The organism is Siphonobacter sp. SORGH_AS_0500 (assembly GCF_031453245.1).
In the GTDB taxonomy this organism is placed as follows: domain Bacteria; phylum Bacteroidota; class Bacteroidia; order Cytophagales; family Spirosomataceae; genus Siphonobacter.
In genome coordinates this window covers 2,538,026-2,558,043 of the sequence record NZ_JAVIYT010000001.1, presented here as the reverse complement: position 1 = coordinate 2,558,043, position 20,018 = coordinate 2,538,026, and the positions used below count along the sequence as shown (strand labels likewise).

The 20,018-nt window shown below is 42.3% G+C and carries 22 protein-coding genes and 1 tRNA gene; 11 read left to right on the top strand and 12 right to left on the bottom strand.

Annotation, left to right across the window (positions count from 1 at the left end; all coding sequences use genetic code 11):
* The first annotated feature begins 50 nt into the window (after positions 1-50).
* Together QE357_RS10810 and QE357_RS10805 are read left to right on the top strand one after the other, a co-directional pair.
* Positions 51-326 (top strand): hypothetical protein, encoded by a 276-nt coding sequence (locus QE357_RS10810; protein ID WP_309707332.1) that lies wholly within the window; start codon positions 51-53, stop codon positions 324-326.
* Between the two features lie 12 nt (positions 327-338).
* Entirely contained in the window at positions 339-635 is a 297-nt protein-coding gene (locus QE357_RS10805; protein WP_309707331.1) for a hypothetical protein, read from the top strand.
* Positions 636-690: 55 nt separating this feature from the next.
* On the opposite strand, the gene QE357_RS10800 is transcribed toward QE357_RS10805, so the two are convergent.
* A complete protein-coding gene (locus QE357_RS10800) occupies positions 691-1,884 on the bottom strand; it encodes a tyrosine-type recombinase/integrase (protein ID WP_309707329.1) in 1,194 nt (397 codons plus the stop codon).
* Between the two features lie 125 nt (positions 1,885-2,009).
* Positions 2,010-2,093 (bottom strand) — tRNA-Leu (locus QE357_RS10795).
* A gap of 130 nt (positions 2,094-2,223) precedes the next feature.
* Between QE357_RS10795 and QE357_RS10790 the strand changes: the two genes are divergently transcribed.
* Entirely contained in the window at positions 2,224-2,610 is a 387-nt protein-coding gene (locus QE357_RS10790) for a DUF3127 domain-containing protein (RefSeq protein WP_106634781.1), read from the top strand.
* Positions 2,611-2,650: 40 nt separating this feature from the next.
* Here the strand turns inward: QE357_RS10790 and elbB are convergent, their stop codons facing one another.
* A complete protein-coding gene (elbB, locus tag QE357_RS10785) occupies positions 2,651-3,334 on the bottom strand; it encodes an isoprenoid biosynthesis glyoxalase ElbB (protein WP_106634782.1) in 684 nt (227 codons plus the stop codon).
* A gap of 447 nt (positions 3,335-3,781) precedes the next feature.
* On the opposite strand from elbB, the gene QE357_RS10780 reads away from it, so the two are divergent.
* The 3 genes from QE357_RS10780 (at position 3,782) to QE357_RS10770 (ending at position 6,818) form a co-directional block, all read left to right on the top strand.
* Positions 3,782-4,558: a hypothetical protein gene (locus tag QE357_RS10780; RefSeq protein ID WP_106634783.1), complete on the top strand. Its 777-nt coding sequence runs from the start codon at positions 3,782-3,784 to the stop codon at positions 4,556-4,558.
* Positions 4,559-4,690: 132 nt separating this feature from the next.
* Positions 4,691-5,251, top strand: coding sequence for a hypothetical protein (locus tag QE357_RS10775; RefSeq protein ID WP_106634784.1), 561 nt, complete (start codon positions 4,691-4,693; stop codon positions 5,249-5,251).
* Positions 5,252-5,903: 652 nt separating this feature from the next.
* Entirely contained in the window at positions 5,904-6,818 is a 915-nt protein-coding gene (locus QE357_RS10770; protein ID WP_309707326.1) for an exonuclease domain-containing protein, read from the top strand.
* Between the two features lie 2 nt (positions 6,819-6,820).
* On the opposite strand, the gene QE357_RS10765 is transcribed toward QE357_RS10770, so the two are convergent.
* The 3 genes from QE357_RS10765 to QE357_RS10755 all read right to left on the bottom strand — a co-directional run bounded on the left by QE357_RS10765 (position 6,821) and on the right by QE357_RS10755 (position 8,675).
* Entirely contained in the window at positions 6,821-7,546 is a 726-nt protein-coding gene (locus tag QE357_RS10765; RefSeq protein WP_307143028.1) for a DUF3891 family protein, read from the bottom strand.
* Between the two features lie 86 nt (positions 7,547-7,632).
* On the bottom strand, positions 7,633-7,959 hold the full coding sequence (locus QE357_RS10760) for a hypothetical protein (protein ID WP_106634786.1): 327 nt from the start codon (positions 7,957-7,959) through the stop codon (positions 7,633-7,635).
* Between the two features lie 104 nt (positions 7,960-8,063).
* The gene (locus tag QE357_RS10755) at positions 8,064-8,675 is read right to left on the bottom strand and encodes a deoxynucleoside kinase (protein ID WP_309707321.1); all 612 of its coding nucleotides are present in this window, start codon (positions 8,673-8,675) and stop codon (positions 8,064-8,066) included.
* Between the two features lie 215 nt (positions 8,676-8,890).
* On the opposite strand from QE357_RS10755, the gene QE357_RS10750 reads away from it, so the two are divergent.
* Complete coding sequence (locus QE357_RS10750; protein WP_307143027.1) at positions 8,891-9,862, top strand: rhodanese-related sulfurtransferase; 972 nt, start codon at positions 8,891-8,893, stop codon at positions 9,860-9,862.
* A gap of 39 nt (positions 9,863-9,901) precedes the next feature.
* On the opposite strand, the gene QE357_RS10745 is transcribed toward QE357_RS10750, so the two are convergent.
* The gene (locus tag QE357_RS10745) at positions 9,902-10,393 is read right to left on the bottom strand and encodes a GNAT family N-acetyltransferase (RefSeq protein WP_309707318.1); all 492 of its coding nucleotides are present in this window, start codon (positions 10,391-10,393) and stop codon (positions 9,902-9,904) included.
* A gap of 91 nt (positions 10,394-10,484) precedes the next feature.
* Here QE357_RS10745 and surE point away from each other — a divergent pair, with 91 nt between their 5' ends.
* Together surE and QE357_RS10735 are read left to right on the top strand one after the other, a co-directional pair.
* The gene (surE, locus tag QE357_RS10740; protein WP_307143025.1) at positions 10,485-11,261 is read left to right on the top strand and encodes a 5'/3'-nucleotidase SurE; all 777 of its coding nucleotides are present in this window, start codon (positions 10,485-10,487) and stop codon (positions 11,259-11,261) included.
* Positions 11,262-11,452: 191 nt separating this feature from the next.
* Positions 11,453-13,030, top strand: coding sequence for a GH3 auxin-responsive promoter family protein (locus QE357_RS10735; protein WP_309707315.1), 1,578 nt, complete (start codon positions 11,453-11,455; stop codon positions 13,028-13,030).
* Here the strand turns inward: QE357_RS10735 and QE357_RS10730 are convergent.
* From QE357_RS10730 to QE357_RS10720, 3 genes are all read right to left on the bottom strand, one after another.
* Complete coding sequence (locus QE357_RS10730; RefSeq protein WP_309707313.1) at positions 12,967-14,412, bottom strand: CapA family protein; 1,446 nt, start codon at positions 14,410-14,412, stop codon at positions 12,967-12,969. The two genes, QE357_RS10735 and QE357_RS10730, sit on opposite strands and share 64 nt — an antisense overlap.
* 43 nt (positions 14,413-14,455) lie before the next feature.
* A complete protein-coding gene (locus QE357_RS10725; RefSeq protein WP_309707311.1) occupies positions 14,456-15,103 on the bottom strand; it encodes a LysE family translocator in 648 nt (215 codons plus the stop codon).
* Between the two features lie 185 nt (positions 15,104-15,288).
* Positions 15,289-15,837: an NUDIX hydrolase gene (locus QE357_RS10720; RefSeq protein ID WP_106635033.1), complete on the bottom strand. Its 549-nt coding sequence runs from the start codon at positions 15,835-15,837 to the stop codon at positions 15,289-15,291.
* 94 nt (positions 15,838-15,931) lie between these two features.
* Here QE357_RS10720 and QE357_RS10715 point away from each other — a divergent pair, with 94 nt between their 5' ends.
* Positions 15,932-16,948: a cation diffusion facilitator family transporter gene (locus tag QE357_RS10715; RefSeq protein WP_106635034.1), complete on the top strand. Its 1,017-nt coding sequence runs from the start codon at positions 15,932-15,934 to the stop codon at positions 16,946-16,948.
* Positions 16,949-17,101: 153 nt separating this feature from the next.
* Here the strand turns inward: QE357_RS10715 and folE are convergent, their stop codons facing one another.
* Together folE and QE357_RS10705 are read right to left on the bottom strand one after the other, a co-directional pair.
* Positions 17,102-17,800, bottom strand: coding sequence for a GTP cyclohydrolase I FolE (gene folE, locus QE357_RS10710; RefSeq protein WP_307143020.1), 699 nt, complete (start codon positions 17,798-17,800; stop codon positions 17,102-17,104).
* Complete coding sequence (locus QE357_RS10705; RefSeq protein ID WP_106634794.1) at positions 17,754-18,179, bottom strand: 6-carboxytetrahydropterin synthase; 426 nt, start codon at positions 18,177-18,179, stop codon at positions 17,754-17,756. Before QE357_RS10705 ends, folE begins: the two co-directional genes overlap by 47 nt.
* Before the next feature lie 400 nt (positions 18,180-18,579).
* Here QE357_RS10705 and QE357_RS10700 point away from each other — a divergent pair, with 400 nt between their 5' ends.
* Positions 18,580-19,839, top strand: coding sequence for a sugar MFS transporter (locus QE357_RS10700; RefSeq protein ID WP_309707306.1), 1,260 nt, complete (start codon positions 18,580-18,582; stop codon positions 19,837-19,839).
* Positions 19,840-20,018 lie beyond the last annotated feature (179 nt).

Here is a 20,018-nt window from a genome sequence, read left to right as displayed (position 1 = left end):
ACGGCTACCTGGTCAGATGTATTTCAGAATATTATTCGTATTTTAATGCTATGGAACAAACCTTCGATTTAGCCCCGAAACCAACTTTTTCGACTGAAGAAGTAATCCTATATTTAGCTAATCAAGTGGATACAGAATCCGAAATGCACGAATTAGGAGATTTAATTTTGTTGGAAAAAAAACAGTATTGTTTAAATGATTTACATTATATAAAATTTATGTTTTCAGCTTGGCAAACGCGACAAATGATAATAGATTTATCTACAATCCCGGCTAGTATAACCAAAGAATATGTGCTTTGGCCATCCACTTTTCGACAATTTTAATATAGTTAAGCCATGACTACACTTACTCCTATTAAGATAACCATCTATTATTCAACCCTTCAGGCCAAAGAAAAAGCATTGACTGAACTACGTTCGGCGATGGCTTTTATTAACCGAATCCCAGAACTAGCTGACCCGGAAAAGTTTACTGATGAAGTAAAATCCGACTTGGAAGTTAGAAAAGCCCGGATTGAAGCCTTTATTTTGCAGACAGAAAATGAACGCGATGATCTTTTAGAGGCCCATAATCAGGCTATCGCTGACGGTCAATTCAAAGAATATCAGCCGGGTGGGGTTGCTACTTCTTAGTTTTGTTAAATTATTAGGGGGAATATAAAAAAAGCCTGGTCGTGCCAGGCTTTTTTTATACAAGATAATCAGGGGGCGGAAACCCAGAGAGGTCAAAATCTTCAGCATATAAACCTAAGTCCCTCAAGTACTCGTCCGTTTGTTGAATGTTAGTGTGGCCAGCCTGGTTTTGAATCAGCTTAATGTCTTTAGTAGCTCTGTATAAGGCTATTACGCCTGTATGTTTCCAGCCATATAGATCGTAATTGAAGCCAAAAAGATTTAGCTTTTTTAATACAGTGACGTGTCTTTTATAGAAATAATCCGTACTCACTGGTTTAGGGCCGGGTACGCCTTCAGCAGTGAAAACGTAATAATGTGGCGAATAAGATCTAATATTCAATTGCTGAAAAATGGCTTCCAGTCCAGGAGGGATTTTAACATGACGGGTATTAGATGTTTTCGCCCGATCCGCCCAAACGGTAATAATACTTCTTTTAATATCGCTGACTTTCAAAAGCCTTGCTTCCTCATGAGGTCGCATGAACGTAAAGTAGAGCATATTTACAAAGAACCATAACTGAACATCTTTCCGTTCTTCCAGACAAACCGTTTTGAAATCATTAATTTGTTCTACTGTAAAGGGCCGATGTTGGCTTGATTTTGTAGGTAAGGAACGAACAACAGAGAAAGGATTTTCTGTAATTAGTTTCTTCGAAATGAGGTAATTAAAAAACGAAAATATATTGTCTCTATGTTTGTTGTGGGTTCTATTGGAATGAGCGGCATCTATTTTAGACCATTCCGAAAAATTGGAAGCTATATCACTATGAAAGTCTTTTATAAGAATTCTATTCAGATTTTCTTGCTCTAAATACCTCATAAGCATCATTGCCGATTGCTTGTAAGTAGTATATGACCTACTTTTTAATTCTACCTTTTTAATTTTTAGATAGTACTCTATCGCATCAATAAGTTTAGAATACGAGAAAAGCGTTTCTTTCTTATTAGGGACAATTTGAGGCTCATTCGTTTCAAATGCCCCAGCCTTCAAAAGTTTGTTAATTTCTAGAATTGTCCTTTTAGCTTCTTTTTCTCTTTCTGCAATGGTGTCCCCTCCTATGACTATCCTTTTCCGTACCATTTTATTTTTTATCTCTGACCAGCATTTATAAGCTACGACCCATTGTTTAGACAGGCGTTCCTGGTCAGTTTCTCCTGAAGCTTTGTAAAGCTTTGCCAGTACGTAAGGATATAGTTTGTCAGACATAGATAGCTGGTAATGCTTTGCTAATGGAGACAGGATTGAGACATTATTCAGACTTTTGGTAGACATTATTGACAAAGGGGCATGAAAAAACCCGCTTAGATTGCTCCAAAACGGGTTTTTGACTGTGACGTTGGGGAGACTCGAACTCCCATGCCGGAACCGGCACTACCCCCTCAAAGTAGCGTGTCTACCAATTCCACCACAACGCCCTTTGTTTAATGTGGTGCAAAAGTATAGATTTTTAGAAGCGAATGCAAGTAGTGTATCGTATTTTTGCAGCAGCATTAGCACCAGTACCATGCTAGGTGCTGATAATCAAATCCTCTTATTGAAAAATAAATGGCATTAGAAATCGAAGGTATCCTGCAACAAGTGTTGCCCGAAGTAAATGGAACCAGCAAAACAGGTAATCCCTGGGTAAAACAGGATTTCGTAATTGAAACCACGGAAGATCAATATCCGAAAAAAGTAAACTTCTCTCTTTGGGGAGACAAAGTAGCAGATTTCAAACAGTACACAACCGGCGATAAAATCAAGGTTTCTTTTAACCTCGAATCGCGTGAGTATAACGGCCGTTGGTACACTGAAGCCAGAGCCTGGAAAGTAGAGCTGGTTGATAATAACGGATTCGTCGGCGGAGCTGGAAATCAATCTTCAGATATTCCTTCTATTCCCGCGTCTCCTCTCCTGCCTTCCGATAACGGCACGGACGATTTACCATTCTAAGTAACAAAAAGCGGTAGAGCCTTACTCTACCGCTTTTTGTTTAGATGATTTCCAGCAATTTCTGCACTGCTCGTTGGGTATTTTTTCGGATCCCTACGATGTCGGTTTCCATCATGTAACACGGAGCCGTGACTATTTTCAGTTTCTCATCAACAATGACTTCGTCGATGCCAGCTAATGCGTGCTGCGAACCTACACTTTCAATCCCCGCCGCAAAACCAGAAATGTCATAGGGTGAAGCTTCCTCGGTTGTGCCTAACGTCAGGAGTGGATGATATTCCGAACCTTCCAGTGCTTTCGCAATGACAACCGGACTCACGCAGAGGGAAGCAATGCCGACTTTATTCCGTACCGCTTTTAAAATAAGCTCTTTTACCTCCGGCAATACCTCAGCAGCCGGACCATTGAAAGCCCAGTTAGACAAATTTTTTGCTGCCCCAAATCCTCCCGGAATCAAAAGGCCATCCAGCTCTTCCAGGTTTAGCTCTTTCAAATCCTTCACCGCCCCCCGTGCAATACGAGCCGATTCGACCAGTACATTCCGCTGCTCGGACATTTCTTCTCCCGTGAGGTGATTGATTACATGATGCTGCATAATATTAGGAGCATAACACTGATAATCAGCTCCCAATTCTTTAATGGCAAGTAAAGCTAAGGTCGCTTCGTGGATTTCCGTTCCATCGTATACACCCGATCCGTGCAGAATAACTCCAATCTTCTTCATGATTACTCTTTGGTTAGTGATGCAAAGAAAAGATCAATTCATGAAGACAAAAATTAAAATACAGGTAATCTTTCCTAACTATTCTCAATCTATTCGATCATTAATTTCTTCAAACTTTATCCATTAACAAGCCAGAATCAGCTCATTGATCAAAGCTTAACTTTCCCGAAAATCTGTATTATTCATTTAATAAATATTAATTCCTATTCATTATAAAATTGGAATTTATTCAATCACAGGCTTTTGTTGATACATTAAATTGTGTCCTTACCAGTAATCTTAATAGAAGACGGCAAGGATATTATTATATCTTTTACTTATATAAATAAGACTCATTAGAGGGCCTATTATTCTAAAATTATTTAGATACTTTATATGCATAGAAACCTAATTAATTAAGTCATATATCTTAAATTCGGCGGTTTTAAATTATAAGATTTTTCACCTATGAAGTATTTTTCTATTTTCCTCCTTAGTATTTTCTCACTAACTACTTTTGCTCAGGTTGGCATCGGTACTTCCACCCCTCATTCGAGTGCTCAACTGGAGATTTCTTCCCCTAACAAAGGTTTGTTAATCCCACGGATTACAAAGCAAAACAGACCCGGAAGCCCTGGAAAAGACACCGCAGTGGCTGGTTTGATGATCTACCAGATAGATCAGGATTCGGGCTTCTATGTATATGATGGAAAGAATTGGGATCGTATGGTTCGTTCCAGTGAAGTGCCTAACAACTCGTATTTGTATGCCTGGGACAATCGGCAAGGATACGTTTTAGACTATAACAACTACAAAACTTCCAATACCAATCGTTTGAATTTAGCCATAGCTCAGAATAAAGGTTCGGCGTTTCCCGTCGCTGTGCTATTTCCTACCTACACTTCTTCGCCTGATATCAAAGCTAATTATAGTTCTGTTAGTCATGCTTATTATTCATTTCAGGTCAATAATGCAGGCTATTACCAACTTACGTTTTCTATTACTCCCGATCAAACACCCCTGGGGCTGTATTTTGCCCTGATATACATCGATAACAATCCTCTTGCCGAGTCTAGAATATCTTCTGTTAAATCCAACTATACGGTAAATTCTACTTCTATTGCTTATATACCTGCTGGAGCTATCGTAGAATTAAAGCTTACCCCTCCCCTCTCACTTCCCAATACTATCCACATTGCTGAAGGAACGCAAGGCGTTAAATTATATCTCCAACGTTTACGATAACTTCTTATAAATTAGCGATTTATAAGAACATGCTATGGATTTAAACGTAATAGAATCAGGGAAACGCAACACTGGCACGGTTTTTTGACAATTCGAGTAACGAATTTATCAGCATGATCAACCTGTTCAATTATGACTACATCGCCTACTACTCAAACCGCCCTGCCTGCTTACTTTGAACAAAAATATAATCAGGCATTCAAGGATTTATTGAATCGTCAATCGCTGTCGTCTGAATTGGATTCTCACCTGGATGAAACCATTTCTTTGCATTCACTCCATCCGGTAAATATTACCCAAACTCCCAAAATTGAGCCCGCTCACACTACCACTATGAAGGTACGGAGTACGTATGGGACCGTTCAGGAATTTGAGGTACCTCATTATAAAGTTACTTACTCTTGCTCCGGTGATCCTGAGTTATTGGTTTCTATCCCTTCCGACACCAGCCTGAACCCTGATGCCGTTTTTCTAAATACGAAGAATCGTCACCTGGGTTTTGTTATCCCACTGGAAACGGAAGACGAATCCTTGGCGAAGTCTCAGATTGATGAGTATTTTATGGATGCCTTTAAAAATATACTTCACATCAATTTTCAGATTGAAGCCTATAACCAGAGCTTAAGAGCTCGATTAAAACGAGACCTGGCTAACTGGAAAAACAAACACAAAAAGCCCGTCATTAACGACTAGTGTCTGCTCTAGTAAAAAAACCTTCCATAAAAATGGAAGGTTTTTTTATGCCCTATCGCTTCGTCTAACATGCCTCTACCTCATCAGATTCCGCCATCTTTTCCCCTGTTTATAAGCAACAGGCATAACAACCAACGGCATACCTATTCCATTAAAAGTAACTCCGCCAATGAATATACATAGACTATACGTATATTTATGCTTTGTAAACACTTGTATTTTTTAAACCCTATCTGGTTTCCGGGTAGGGTTTTTCATTGGTTATCTCTATCGACGTACTTAATCAATGTTCATCCCATTAGTCCTGATTTTCAATTGGTTTCAAAACCATTGTCCCTCTATGCTTATGGTTCAATAGCTGAATTTACCTTATAACTAATTAATCATATCGTGTAATTATTACTAGATTTTAGGGAGACTAAACTAATCATTCGTATTTTTGTAACTTAAATTGAAAAAGGATTAGTATAAACCTCATCGGCCTTGCTGATGAGGTTTTTTCATAAATAACAAGCACAACCTGAATTTACCTTTTAATAAATTCGTTACCTCTTCAACCATTTTTTACTTTTAAACCTTACATTTATTAGAGTGATGTATAGATAAGGTACTTATTTATATCTCGCGATTAGGCCCAATTGCTTAGTTTCTTATGTTAGATTTTGTTGCTATAGATTTTGAGAATGCCAATAATGCCAGATCCAGTGCTTGTTCTTTAGGCATTACCATTGTGAAAGGCGGAAAAATACAGGAAACGAAATACTGGTTAATTAAGCCTTATCCCTTCGAAATGGGGTTTTTCCAGCAACGTGTTCATAAAATTGAATTAGCTACGCTCGAAAACGAACTTACCTTCGATGAGTTATGGTCCGAGATACGCCCATATCTTGAAAATCAGACCATTCTTGCCCATAATGCTTCTTATGATTTGAACCTGTTACGTGGCCTTGTCGATCATTACGGGCTGACTATTGGAAACCTGCAATACGCCTGCACCGTTGACATGGCTAAGGTTACCTGGCCCAACGAGCCTAAACACTCACTGGGGTATTTGGCCTACTATAATCAAATCAAGTTTGTGCATCACCGGGCCGATGATGATGCCCGCGTATGTGCTATGCTAGCCCTTCGTATGGCAGAACTTCATCAGGCGGAAGACCTGGATGATCTGATTTATAAAACCAAAATCAGCAAGCGTAATCTGGACGGCAGTTTTGCCCGACTCACGCCCCGGCCCCGTCGCAAAGCTAAATCGGCCACGGTCATTCCGAATTTGTACCAAATCCCCAGTCCTGACCATCATCTGTTTGGAAAGCTGGTGGTTTTCACGGGAGATCTTGAAACGTTTAGTCGCGAAGAAGCCCAGCATCTTGTGATTCAGAAGGGAGGCGTTGCGGCGAAAAACATTTCACCTCAAACGCATTATGTGGTAGTAGGGAAACAAAATGCCTTATTGGTCGGAGAAGACCTGAAATCCACAAAAATGCGTCGAGCAGAAGAATTTATCAATCGAGGGTTTCCGCTGGTTGTTTTAACCGAAGAAGAGTTCTTAACCTTGATTCAGTAAATTTATTTTCTGAATTCCCAGCTTTTGTCTATTACGGTTGAATGCTGCATGGTATTAAACAAATCTTTATCATCCGTAAAAGTCAGTTTTTCTACCTGATAACTCTCGATTTCAACCGTAAATTTCTGTTTCTGAAAAGGCCAGGGTTCTACGCCAATGGTACCATTCTTGCGTTGAAAAACGTAAGAACATTCTCCATCGGGACTTTTGCTTATTTCCAGCCGACGTTCATCCACGGGTAACTGATTCTGACATAGAATCAAGGATAATGCATCGCACCACTGCAAAAATGCATACGCATACGTAACCTCATCCTTACCCACGTGGTAATGGTTACGCCATTTTTCCTGTAATCGGGTTTGTTCGTTGAGTAACTGGTCCAGTTCAGACGATTGGGTTCGTTTGGGTTCGTAGAGGAAAGAAATGTGCATGGAAGTCATCAGAGCATTCCAACGGCTTTTCTCCAAACCAATCTGAATGACATTAATGCATTGCGGAACTGAATACTGAATCATCTCAAAGTTGAGCGGTGCTCCTGCATCCGTGAGGTGATTTCGGTCCTCCCAGGGTTCCTGGCCATCATCATGTTCGGTTAAAGCCACCAAAGTTTCAATCCAGCGAACGGGACGCTTGTTCACTTTCCACTGCATAGCCAATTGTAACGCCAGCATGCCATGAGCCTGCTGATGAATTACTTCCCAACCATAAGGAGCCGGTAATACAATCATAAAATAGGTCGATAATTTAGGGAACATGCGTAAAAAACAATACCCGCCCCTTCTTAGGAGCGGGTATTGTTTCGTAATAATGAAGTCTAATTCTCTAATTTCTGGAGATACTCTATAGCTGCATTACCCACAAATTTCCGACCCTCATTGTTGGTATTCAACCACTCAGCGGGTGGAAATAAGTCAAATAAACCTACTTTAAATAAGGTAGGAATAGCAGCTTTTAACTCATGCTGTATTTTCTCACTTTTTGAAAGATTGTACAGATTGATGTTATGCAGTAATGTGGCAATTGTTCCCGTCTGGACGGTGGTTCCATCTTTCAATTGAACCGTTGGCAGGCTTTCTCCTTGAGCTAGTATTTTTTGATTAATACGAGCTAATTCATCGATGTTTTCAACATGCTCGCTCATGGCATTTCAGGTTTAGTTAGTGGAAAATAGTTGGTAATGATTCAATCCATTCCTGTAGAATTATCTCCCTATTCTAAAAAGCAAGTCCAGCACATTTAAGTGCATTACCCGTACAGCAGAGCCCGATCTACTTCTTTGATAATAAATTCAAAATCTTCTGTTCTATTCAGGTAATCTAAGTTATTGACATCCAGGATCAAAAGCTTTCCATCCGTATAATTACGAATAAAATCTTCGTAATGATTGTTCAAATCTGTGAGGTAATTGACACTCATATTTAATTCAAAGTCGCGTCCCCTTTTCTGAATTTGTCCCAATAATTTGGGTAAATCAGCTTTCAGGTAAATCATCAGATCGGGCGGTTTTACCACATCCATCATCGTTTGAAAAAGCGAGAAATACGTCTCATAATCCACCTGACTCATGTATCCTGAATGATACAGATTGCGGGCAAAAATGTGAGCATCCTCATAAATCGTACGATCCTGAATGATACGTTTGGTAGATTCCATGATTCGCCGGGCCTGATCAAAACGGCTTCGCAAAAAATAGATTTGTAAATGGAAAGCCCAACGTCCCATATCTCCGTAAAAATCAGCGAGATATGGGTTATTCTCTACGGCTTCATAAAAAACTTCCCAGCCAAAATGTTCGGCCAACATTCGGGCAAGTGTGGTTTTTCCGGCTCCAATATTTCCGGTTACAGCAATATGCATCTGGGAAAGAAGTAAAAAATTAAATTCATGTGGTGAACTTCTGACGAAGGTAGGAAGCAACCATCCGGGGTATCGAGTAGTTCAAAATTCAGCAAAAAAAAGTGGATTTTTTAGTTTTGAACCGCGTCTTTAAGGACCTTCTAATCTTGTCTATCTCAAAATACCTTACCTTTGCAGTTGAATGATCCACGTTACAGGTGGCTTCAAATTACTTTATGAAACCGTACCAAATCCTGCTTTATTACCTCTATACGCCCATCGAGGATACCCTGGCGTATCGGGAAGAACACCATCGTTTTTGTCTGGAGAATAATCTGTTAGGCCGCGTTATCGTCGCTCCCGAAGGACTGAACGGAACCGTTTCCGGCCTCGTTGAAGATTGTCAGAAGTACATGGACTGGCTGCATGCCGATCCTCGTTTTCAGGCAATTCAGTTTAAAATTGAGAGTCACGATCAGCACGCTTTTCACAAGCTTCATGTACGGGTTAAAGAGGAAATTGTAAATTCTGATTTACCTGTAGACCCTTTGAAGGAAACCGGAATTCATCTGGAGCCGAATGAATTCAAGGAGTTACTGAATGATCCTGACGTAGTGCTGGTCGATATGCGTTCGAACTACGAGCACAACGTCGGCAAGTTCAAAGGGGCCATTACGTTTGACATGGAAAATCTCCGCGAACTCCCCGATCACGTGGCTGAAATTGAGCATCTGAAAGGTTCCGGTAAGAAGATCATCACGTACTGTACGGGTGGTATTAAATGCGAAAAAGCTTCGGCGTATTTATTACATCAGGGTTTCGAGAATGTGTATCAGCTTCATGGCGGCATTATCCGGTATGGACTGGAAGAAGGAGGCGAGAACTTTGACGGCGAATGTTACGTCTTTGACGGTCGGGTAACCACCAGCGTGAATAACGTAAACCCGAATGTAATTTCGACTTGCCACCTCTGCGGAACGACCACGAGCCGAATGGTGAATTGTGCAAACCCAGAGTGTAATGAACACCTGCCCATTTGCGAAAATTGCGGATGGGAAATGGACGGGGCCTGTTCGGAGGCCTGTAAGGCACACCCTCGCAAACGCCCCTATAATGGCGTTGGCTATTATCCTAAAAAGACGGAAGAGTATACCCCAACCATGGGCTTTAAAAGTGCCCTGGGTAGCTTTAAGCCGGAAAAAATATAAGTGATAGATCCGGGGAATGTATTTTCCCGGATCATTTCATTACAACAGGTTTTTACGCATAACGTAATCGTTCATCCAGTAGCCATTTCCAATGTAATTATCCTCCTCCCGAACCATTTCAAAACCCAGTTTTTCGTAAAACTGACGGGCCGAATTGCTTCGATTGACGTTTAATTCCAGGTATCTGCCTCCGGCCTGAACGGCTTGTTTTGAAACCTCATCCAGTAACTGCCGCCCATACCCCCGGCCCTGGCTGATCGGTAAAAAGTAGATTTTATGGAGTTTCACAATACCCCCTTCTTTGGGCTCAAAAGCAGCAAAACCCATCGCGATGTTTTCTTCTTTTGCCAGTAGGAATACCGTATGACCCTCCATAGTTTGATGTAAGGTTTCAGAGCTATACATCCAGTCCAGCATAAAGCGGGATTGTTCTTCTGAAAGAATATGCCCGTAGGTGGGCTTCCAAGCAGTAAAGGCAATGTCCTGAATAACAGGAATATCCGCAGGCTGGGCAAGGGAGATTTGAAGCATGATTAGGGGCCAATTAATACTTATTTCTGCCTCTAAATTACATATTGAAATGGGTTATCCTAACTTGGAAATGACCCGCTTAACTAGTTTTATGTCCGACAAAAAACCAATTATTCTCGTCACCAACGACGACGATATTACCGCCAAAGGCATTAGTGTACTGGCTGAGGCCATGCAGGAATTAGGAGAAGTCATCGTCATTGCTCCCGATCGTCCACAATCGGGTCAGGGCCATGCGATTACGATTAACCATCCGATTCGTATTAAAAAAGCCCGTTTTTTTGAAAATGCTGCGGTAGCCTATGAAACTACTGGCACCCCGGCGGACTGCGTCAAAATGGGAAAACACCTCGTTCTGAAAGATCGCAAGCCCGATTTGGTTGTGAGTGGTATTAATCACGGAAGTAATACTGCCATTAGCATTTTATATTCGGGAACCATGTCGGCGGCGATGGAAGCCGCGATTGAAGGAATTCCAGCGATTGGATTTTCTCTGGCGAATTACCATCCCGAAGCCGACTTTTCTCACACCGTGGAAGCCATCCAAACGATTGCTCGTCAGGTGCTGGAAAAAGGATTACCCAAGCATGTAGCCCTGAATGTGAACTTTCCCGCGAAATCTGAAGAGCCCCTAAAGGGTATTAAAGTGTGCCGTCAGGCAGATGCTCGCTACATGGAAAGTTTCCAGCAACGCGAAGACCCTTACGGTCGTCCTTATTACTGGCTGGATGGAGATTTCGTTAATTTTGATGAAGGAACCGATACCGACGAGTGGGCTTTGGCTAATAACTATGCCTCCGTCGTTCCCTGCAAATGCGATTTAACGGCTTATTCAACCATGGAAGCCTTGAAATCCTGGGATTTATAAGCGTTTGAGAAAGTTAGCGTCTGCTTGATGGCTTTTGACGTTGTTTAAAAGTTAGAAAACGTTTTGCAGGCTATTGCCGCACTCGTTTCAAACTTTCAAACCTAACCGAAAGGCTCTAACTACGCTTTATCAAACCATCTAATCATTAAGATTAATCCGTAAAAGTTTATAGAATTCTATCCAGTTAAGTTATGGCCGTACTTGGGAGTCTATTGAAAAGAGGAATTGGGTTGACAGGAACTGTCATACGCCGTCGCCGGGTCAATGGATTAAAATCGCAGCGTAAAGCCTTTATTAAGCTATTAAATAAGGCCCGTTACACTGCTTTTGGTGAAAAATATCAGTTTGAGCGAATCCTCTCCTGGGCTCTCTTCCGCAAGGATGAGCAGTTTTATGAGGAATACAGAAAGATCGTTCCCATTCACGACTATAATAAAATGTACAGTGAATGGTGGCATCTGACCAAGGAAGGCGAAAAGAACGTTTCCTGGCCTGGTCGGGTGAAGTTTTTTGCGTTGAGTTCTGGAACTTCCGAATCGGCTTCCAAATACATTCCGGTAACCAAAGACATGGTAAAAGCCATGCAACGTACCAGTATCCGTCAGATTCTGGCATTGTCGGAATTCAAAAACCTTTCAAATGAGTTATTTGAAAAAGGATACCTCATGCTGGGTGGAAGTACCGATCTCAAGTTCAGCGGTCGGTATTTTGAAGGTGATTTGAGTGGAATTAATGCTTCACAAATTCCTTTCTGGTTCGAGCGTTTTTATAAGCCCGGCAAAGAAATCGCCCGCATTCGCGATTGGGAGCACAAACTCGAAGAGATTACCAAACAGGCAAAAGACTGGGATATTGGGTATGTAGTGGGCGTTCCGGCCTGGATTCAATTACTTCTGGAGCGGATCATTAAGCATTATAATCTCAAGCACATTCACGAAATCTGGCCGAATCTGGAAGTATTTGGTTGGGGTGGCGTTTCGTTTGAGCCTTACCGAGTTGGCTTTGAGAAGCTATTGGGAAAACCCATCACGTATATTGAGACGTATCTGGCTTCGGAAGGTTTCATGGCTTATCAGGCTCGTCCCGATGCCAAAGGAATGCAATTAGCTCTGAATCAGGGCATTTTCTTTGAATTCATTCCTTTTAATGACGAAAATTTCAACGGCGAGGGTGAAGTAAAGGCCAATGCCAAGAGTTTGATGATTTCCGATGTGGAAGAAGGCGTTGAATATGCTCTGCTGATCTCCACCTGCTCGGGAGCCTGGCGTTACCTCATTGGCGATACCGTTCGCTTTACGGATAAAAAACGTTACGAAATTACCATCACCGGACGGACCAAGCATTACCTGAGTATGTGCGGAGAACACCTTTCGGTAGACAATATGAACCGGGCTTTGGAATTAGCCTGCCATGAGCTGAAGATTTCGGTACCCGAGTTTACCGTGGCTGGTGTTCCTTACCATTCGCTGTTTGCTCACCACTGGTACATCGGTACCGACGATGCGGTGGATGTTGAAAAACTGCGGGTATTGATTGACGAAAAACTGAAGGACCTCAACGACGATTACGCCGTTGAACGTCGACACGCCCTAAAAGAGGTACTGGTAACGGTTTTACCCACCCAAACCTTTTATGACTGGATGGCGTCGAAGGGGAAAATGGGCGGTCAGCACAAATTCCCCCGGGTATTACGCAAAATGATGATTCAGGAATGGGAAGAGTTTTTATCCAAAAAAGGATACGAAGCTTCCGTCACTGCTAATAAATGATCGGCTTGCCGGGGCAGAAAATGCCGGTCACAAAACCAGTTTAAATGTCGGAGTTCTTTCACACATAAAGGACTCATGAATTCAGGAATCAGTCCGTCTTGCACCAGGCGGGCTGTTTTTTTTAGGTCCAGAAAACGCATTTCATCCGGCTGCCCAGGTTTGGCTCCCCAGTTATACACGGGTAATACCTGCACATTCGTCAGAAGCGTTTTAGGAACGCCCTGCTCAGACCCTTTTTCGATAGTTAACTTCAGTAAGGGCACCAGACGATCCCAGACGAAAATATCATACGCCACAAAATCGGCTAGCGAGTAGATAGCAAAACCCGCTTTCTTTTCACCCGAAAATGGATCGGTAAAATCCACTCGCTCCATCGGTTGAGGATTATGCGGATGGCTGCCGAGAATAATATCTACACCACATTCCCGAAAAACCCGATGATAGATTTCTACCGTATGAGCCGAAGGATAAGCCTGATAGGCATTCCCCGTATGAAATAAAAACACCACCAGATCGGCTTCCCGCTGACGTACGTTTTTGACTTGAGTACGTATGGATGATAGATCAGCTTCTGGCCGATTCAGGCGTTCGTAATTTGCAAGCCATTCTTTACCGGGCTCAGTTTCGAATTTATTCAGATTGGAAGTCCAGGAAAGAAAGGCTATCCGAATACCGTTTCGCTCCAAAATTGGCGGTTCTTCGGCCTTTTTAGCATCAGTCGCCGTTCCTACGTGGGCTACCTTTTTCTTCTTTAAGAATTCAATGGTTTTAAAAACCCCCTCTTCTCCCTGATCCAGGCTGTGGTTGTTTGCGGTACAAAGCAAATCGTACCCTTTATACGCACCATTCCCAGAAAAAATGGAAAACATTTCGTCGGAACCGTTAAAATGCATGTCGTTCAGCATCACCTCCGGCACGGCTGAGGCGGGTTTATCGGTGTCAATCGGTGTTTCCAGATTGGCTACAACTAGGTCAGCCCCAAAGAACCATTCGCCTACTTCATCCCATAAATGTTGAGTAGCGGATGGGTTTACTCGCTCATAAGGCATTAAATCGCCCCCAGCCGTAAGTGTAATACGGGACTCTGGCATAAAAGCAGGGGAAGGCGTAAAGTCCAGCGTTTGCGAACGAAAATGTTCTTCCAGATTTCCCTGAGCTTCTACCGGTGGAGCGATGTAATATTTGTACCCCAGATAAGCCGCTCCCTTGTAGGGCGACAAACGTGGGTTTTCTTCAAAATTAGGCAAGGGTTTCCGCCAGGTGTTTTTTTTCAGCCAGTACAAAGGCTTATAGGCACGAATAAGATTTCGTAGTAATCGTTCGCCCTTTTGGGTGTAGGGCATCACCGGAAACGATTGAGCGTCTGGATTAATAGCTTTCATGGGGTACACTAATAAAAGGGTAACGAGGAATCAACACAGTTTATTAGCTTGCACTAATCCAGATTTCTACCTGACGATAGAATAAATAAAGGCCAGTGCCCACAAAAACGGCCCCACTCACGCGATTTACCCAGGTAATGACCGTATTATTCAGGAAACGCTTGATTCGCTGAGCAAAGAAGGCAATCGCTACCTGCGTCATGAAAATGGCTAGCAGACAGGCTCCGAAATAGGCGATTCGCAAGTCCAATTCGTATTTGAGTACTCCCTTTACATAGGCAGATACAGATACCCAAATAATGAAATTCGCCGGGTTCGTTGCGTTAAGGGTAAAACCAATGCCGAAGAATTTCAGAAACTGAAAAAATCGTCTCTTGGGTTGCGTAGCGGGAATTTGAGCACTGGCTTTGCGAATGGTACTAATTCCCATCGCAATCAGGAAGATGGAACCTGCTATTCGTAAAAACGTATCGAAATGAGGAAAGTTTGGAATAAACGAAGTCCCCGTTAAGGCAACAAAAATGAAAATTGAATCACAAACGATGACTCCCGTAGAAATTCGTAATCCGCTTTTCCAGCCGTAGTCCAGGCTATTACGGATTAATGAAAAGAACACTGCTCCTAAAGTGATGCACATCACAAAGCCGGACGAGAATCCGAAAAAAAGAGCTTCCCAGAACTGTAAAGTCATTTAGTAGAGGATAATTTCTATAAATCGTAAGCTTATAAATGGTTTGATAAAGTTTGAGGTTGTTTGAAGAGGTTTGAAAGTCTGAAGTGAGTTTGATAGTAATCACTCCAACGAAATCTAACTTTCAAACCTCTTCAAACTTAGATCATCAAACGTGTTCAAACATTCTAACTTTTCAAACCTAATCAAACGCCTCTCAAACGAGCTACTTTTAACAAGCCGTATACACTAAGAGAATCGGTGATTTTATTATTCATGACCATTTCAACGGCTTCCGTGAGAGGTAACTTCCAGATTTGTAATACTTCCGTTTCATCAAATTCGGTTTCGCCCTGTTCCAGATTTTCTGCCACAAAAATGAAACCTTCTTCGTCCGTTACGGAGTTAGAGGTATGGATGCGACCAATCATTTCCCATTTCTGAGCCATGAGTCCGGTTTCTTCCTTCAATTCACGTTGAGCGGAAAGTAAGACGTCCACGTCGATGCTTCCGCCCCCCATGGGAATTTCCCAGGAGTATTCTTCCAGCGGGTAACGGTACTGGCCCACTAGCCAGGTGTTGCCTTCGTTGTCAATAGGAATAATACCGATGGCTTTATTTTTAAAATGAGCCACGCCATAAATGCCGGGGGTTCCGGCGGGAGTAATAACCTCTTCATGGCGAAGAGTAATCCAAGGATTATCGTAGACCTCCTTCGAAGAGACGGTTTTCCAGGGGGATAGTTCAGTTTGCATCTTGCAAAAATAGGGCATGACTGCGGTTCCGGCATTTAAATCCTTAATTTTGCACGCCCAAGTTTACGAACGGGGGCATTTTTTTGTTAAAGCCATGTCATTAAGTAAAAAACAGCAGCTCATCTGGTTATCTTTTGGGGTAAGTGTCGTTTTGATGCTACTCAAGTTTGTAGCCTGGTGGCTGACGGGTTCCAGTGCCATTTTATCGGATGCTCTGGAATCTATTGTCAACGTACTTGCCAGCGGATTTGCTACCTACAGCGTCTATCTGGCTTCCCAGCCCAGCGATTTAAATCACCCTTACGGTCACGGTAAAATTGAATTCTTCTCGGCAGGACTCGAAGGCGTTCTGATTCTGCTTGCGGGAATTTTCATCATTATTCAGGCCATTCGTCAGTGGATTTACCCTGAACCCCTTCAGGAACTCGACACGGGGATGTTACTCGTCGCCATCACGATGGTGGTTAACTATGCCGTGGGTTATTACGTTCAGAAAGAAGGCGAAAAGCAGTCCTCTCCTTCGCTTATTGCCGACGGAAAGCACTTACAGCTCGACGCGTTTTCAACTTTAATCCTGCTTTTCGGAATCGGCCTAGTTTTGTTATCCGGCTTCCTCTGGCTCGACCGCCTGATATCGATTGTGTTTGGCGTAATTCTGATTTTCAATGGATTCCAAATTGCTCGAAAATCGGCAGCGGGTTTAATGGACGAAGCAGACGATGCCACCGTGAAGCGAGTCGTAGAAATTCTGAAAGAGCACCGGAAAGAATACTGGATTGACATCCATAATCTCAGAATCCAGCATTACGGAGCCGATTTACACATTGACTGTCACCTGACCTTACCGTATTACTGGGATCTGGAAAAGGTACATACAGCCGTGCATGAAGTAGAAGCTATTATTGACCTGGAATTTAACTCCAGAGTTGAAGTGTTCATTCACGTAGACCCCTGTTTGCCCGCCTGTTGTCATCATTGTCAGTTGAAAAACTGTCCCGTACGTCAGTATCCCTGCATGAAAGAGATCAAGTGGAATCGGGAAAATCTGGTGTTAAATCAGAAGCATTTCCTTCTGGCACTGGATGAGAACAAAGCCGATAACCAGCAGTAGGTCAGAGATTAAGCCTCTGCTAATTAACAAAAAACGCCTCCAGAAAGTTAGGTACTTTTTGGAGGCGTTTTTTGTATATGAACTTCTTAGGCCACAGCTAACGAGCACACGAACACCCCGATAGGTTTGAACCTATGGTTAGCTATATAAGCATTAAAGCTGTAAGTATTTCAGGAATTCCTGCTTTTTGCTTTCTTCCTCAAACTTACCTCCGTAGAAAGAGGTAACGGTGGAAGAAGTAGGATCTTCAATACCCCGCATCGAAACGCAAAGGTGTTTGGCGTCAACGACTACCGCTACGTCTTCTGTACCTAATACACGTTGTAATTCACGAGCAATCTGCATCGTCATTCGCTCCTGAACTTGTGGACGTTTGGCGAAGTGCTGCACCAGGCGGTTCAGTTTCGAAAGACCAATGACCTTGCCGTTCGAAATATAGGCCACGTGAGCTTTTCCCATAATAGGCACAAAGTGGTGCTCACAGTTAGAATAAAACTGGATGTCCCGCTCCACCAGCATCTCCTGATAGCGGTACTTGTTATCAAAAAGCGTCGTAGAAGGGTAATTTTTAGGGTCTAAACCACTAAAAATTTCCTTTACGTACATTTTGGCTACTCGCTTGGGCGTGCCTTTCAGGCTATCATCATTCAAATCAAGACCTAACGTCAACATGATTTCGCGAAAATGCTCCTGAATCTTTTCGATTTTTTCATCATCGGACAATTCAAAGGCGTCGGCCCGAAGGGGCGTATCAACGGAGGTAGCAATGTGGTCTTCCCCCAGTTCTTCATCAGAAAACGTAATCTTAGTATCCGACAACAGGGTATTCAACGAAATTTCGTTCGGTTTCATACAGACGAATTTTTAAGTCAAGCTTTGAATCGAGCTCAGCCCGAAGCTTGTCGTAGATAACAATGGCTATATTCTCAGCCGTTGGGTTGAGTTGAGCGAATTCTTCAGTGTCCAGATTTAAGTTCTGGTGGTCAAAACGATCACTCACGTGCGTTTTGATTAAATCGGACAAATATTTTAAATCGACAACATATCCGGTTTCCGGGTCAACAGAGCCCGTCACCTGCACAATAAGTTCATAGTTGTGCCCGTGATAATTCGGATTATTGCAGAGGCCAAATACTGCTTTATTTTTTTCATCCGACCAATTGGGATTATGCAGTCGATGAGCAGCATTAAAATGTTCCTTTCGGAACACGGCAACTCTCTTTTCTTCCATAAGGTACAGGCTTCTGTCTACTAGTGTTTCTTTGAATGGGAGGCCGTCTGAAAGTTTGTCAGCAACGCCCGGCCATTCGAGGAAAGAGTAATTCTTGTGTCAAAGAAACTGAACTCTTTGAACAAATGTTCCTTTCTTTCGATAAAAAGCAAAAAAGTCTTGGGTGAAGATGAGTCAGATGAATTGTTCCAACCAGAAGGTTTTGCGAATCATTTTTCAGTAAAATTTGCCCATATCCCTTAAAAACTAATTGCTTACCCTATTTTTTGTAATAAAATCCAAACCATATTTGGTAGATCAATCATTTGGATGCAGGTAATTATTAAAATTATTTATAAATTCACGAACTTTTATCAACTGCTTAACGCACTTACACTCCCTATTCTATATCTAACTTTCTATGTCTCAAACAGCTAAACCGCAGCAGTCGTACCTGGGCCCATTGATTATTATTGGTGTACTGTTTTTTACCCTCGGTTATATTACCTGGACCAACAGCACGTTAATACCCTTCCTCCAAATCGTTTGCCAGCTCAGCGACTTTGAGGCGTTTTTTGTTACTTCGGCATTTTATATGTCGTATTTTTTTCTGGCGATTCCTTCTTCATCCATTTTGCAAAAATTCGGCTTTAAGAATGGAATCATTATCAGTTTAGGTATTGTAATCGTAGGTTCGCTCCTTTTTATTCCTGCGGCACAAAGTAGAACGTTCGGGTTATTCTTATTAGGATTATTCGTACAAGGAATGGGCCTGGCCCTGATGCAAACCGCTGTTAACCCTTACGTCAGCTTATTGGGACCTATTGAAAGTGCTGCCAAACGGATTAGCCTGGTAGGTATCGCCAACAAGATTGCCGGCATTATCAGTCCCATTATTCTCGGAGGATTGGTGTTAAAAGGTTCTGAAGAGCTTCAGGCGAAGTTAAAAACGGCAACTGGTGCTGAAATGGATGCAATTCTTCAGGAAATGAGTGACCGGGTTAACATGCCTTACATCATCCTGGCTGTGTTTTTGCTATTAGTCGCGGTGTATATTAAAATGTCTAATTTACCCGAAATTGAAGGGGAAGAAGACGAGACAACAGCCAAGAGTATCCATACCAGCGTATTTTCCTATCCCAACCTGGTTCTGGGAGTTTTTGCTATTGTTTTCTACGTAGGTGCTGAAGTAATTGCAGGAGATGGTATTGCTCAGTACGGCAAGAACATCGGTATCAGTCTCGATAAAGCCAAGTATTTCACATCTTTGACACTAGGAGCCATGCTGGTGGGCTATGTGATTGGTATCATTGCCATTCCTAAATACATCAAGCAGGAAAAGGCTCTGGTATTATCATCAGTGGCTGGGTTGATTTTTACCTTATCTGCCATCTTCACTGACGGATACACTTCCGTTTATTCAATCGCTTTGATGGGTCTGGCCAATGCTCTGATGTGGCCTTCCATTTTCCCTTTGGCGATCAAAGGTTTGGGCAAATTCACAAAGTTGGGTTCTGCTTTATTAGTGATGGGAATTGGCCCCGGTGGTGGACTCGTTACACTGGCTTATGCTGCTTTGGGTGGAGAAAGTAACCCTCAACGTGGTTTCTGGGTGATGGGTTTCTGCTACGCTTATATCTTATTTTATGCCTTGGTTGGTCATAAAAAACATTCCTGGTAGAATTCATAGGTTACCATAAGTACAGGCCGATTAGTCAGACTAATCGGCCTTTTTATTAGATAATCGCTTCATAACCAAATAAAAGTGAATATTCATTCTAGCTATTAATGAGAAAAATAAATCTGAAGAGAGGTAAAATAAGCGTAAGAATAGCCGAACAATTTGTCCAGAGCCATCGT

Bases quoted from the DNA above. Each gene is read 5' to 3' on its own strand.
- QE357_RS10810 (WP_309707332.1), top strand. From the start codon at position 51: ATGGAACAAACCTTCGATTTAGCCCCGAAACCAACTTTTTCGACTGAA.
- QE357_RS10805 (WP_309707331.1), top strand. From the start codon at position 339: ATGACTACACTTACTCCTATTAAGATAACCATCTATTATTCAACCCTT.
- QE357_RS10800 (WP_309707329.1), bottom strand. From the start codon at position 1,884: ATGTCTGACAAACTATATCCTTACGTACTGGCAAAGCTTTACAAAGCT.
- QE357_RS10790 (WP_106634781.1), top strand. From the start codon at position 2,224: ATGGCATTAGAAATCGAAGGTATCCTGCAACAAGTGTTGCCCGAAGTA.
- elbB (WP_106634782.1), bottom strand. From the start codon at position 3,334: ATGAAGAAGATTGGAGTTATTCTGCACGGATCGGGTGTATACGATGGA.
- QE357_RS10780 (WP_106634783.1), top strand. From the start codon at position 3,782: ATGAAGTATTTTTCTATTTTCCTCCTTAGTATTTTCTCACTAACTACT.
- QE357_RS10775 (WP_106634784.1), top strand. From the start codon at position 4,691: ATGACTACATCGCCTACTACTCAAACCGCCCTGCCTGCTTACTTTGAA.
- QE357_RS10770 (WP_309707326.1), top strand. From the start codon at position 5,904: ATGTTAGATTTTGTTGCTATAGATTTTGAGAATGCCAATAATGCCAGA.
- QE357_RS10765 (WP_307143028.1), bottom strand. From the start codon at position 7,546: ATGATTGTATTACCGGCTCCTTATGGTTGGGAAGTAATTCATCAGCAG.
- QE357_RS10760 (WP_106634786.1), bottom strand. From the start codon at position 7,959: ATGAGCGAGCATGTTGAAAACATCGATGAATTAGCTCGTATTAATCAA.
- QE357_RS10755 (WP_309707321.1), bottom strand. From the start codon at position 8,675: ATGCATATTGCTGTAACCGGAAATATTGGAGCCGGAAAAACCACACTT.
- QE357_RS10750 (WP_307143027.1), top strand. From the start codon at position 8,891: ATGAAACCGTACCAAATCCTGCTTTATTACCTCTATACGCCCATCGAG.
- QE357_RS10745 (WP_309707318.1), bottom strand. From the start codon at position 10,393: ATGCTTCAAATCTCCCTTGCCCAGCCTGCGGATATTCCTGTTATTCAG.
- surE (WP_307143025.1), top strand. From the start codon at position 10,485: ATGTCCGACAAAAAACCAATTATTCTCGTCACCAACGACGACGATATT.
- QE357_RS10735 (WP_309707315.1), top strand. From the start codon at position 11,453: ATGGCCGTACTTGGGAGTCTATTGAAAAGAGGAATTGGGTTGACAGGA.
- QE357_RS10730 (WP_309707313.1), bottom strand. From the start codon at position 14,412: ATGAAAGCTATTAATCCAGACGCTCAATCGTTTCCGGTGATGCCCTAC.
- QE357_RS10725 (WP_309707311.1), bottom strand. From the start codon at position 15,103: ATGACTTTACAGTTCTGGGAAGCTCTTTTTTTCGGATTCTCGTCCGGC.
- QE357_RS10720 (WP_106635033.1), bottom strand. From the start codon at position 15,837: ATGCAAACTGAACTATCCCCCTGGAAAACCGTCTCTTCGAAGGAGGTC.
- QE357_RS10715 (WP_106635034.1), top strand. From the start codon at position 15,932: ATGTCATTAAGTAAAAAACAGCAGCTCATCTGGTTATCTTTTGGGGTA.
- folE (WP_307143020.1), bottom strand. From the start codon at position 17,800: ATGAAACCGAACGAAATTTCGTTGAATACCCTGTTGTCGGATACTAAG.
- QE357_RS10705 (WP_106634794.1), bottom strand. From the start codon at position 18,179: ATGGAAGAAAAGAGAGTTGCCGTGTTCCGAAAGGAACATTTTAATGCT.
- QE357_RS10700 (WP_309707306.1), top strand. From the start codon at position 18,580: ATGTCTCAAACAGCTAAACCGCAGCAGTCGTACCTGGGCCCATTGATT.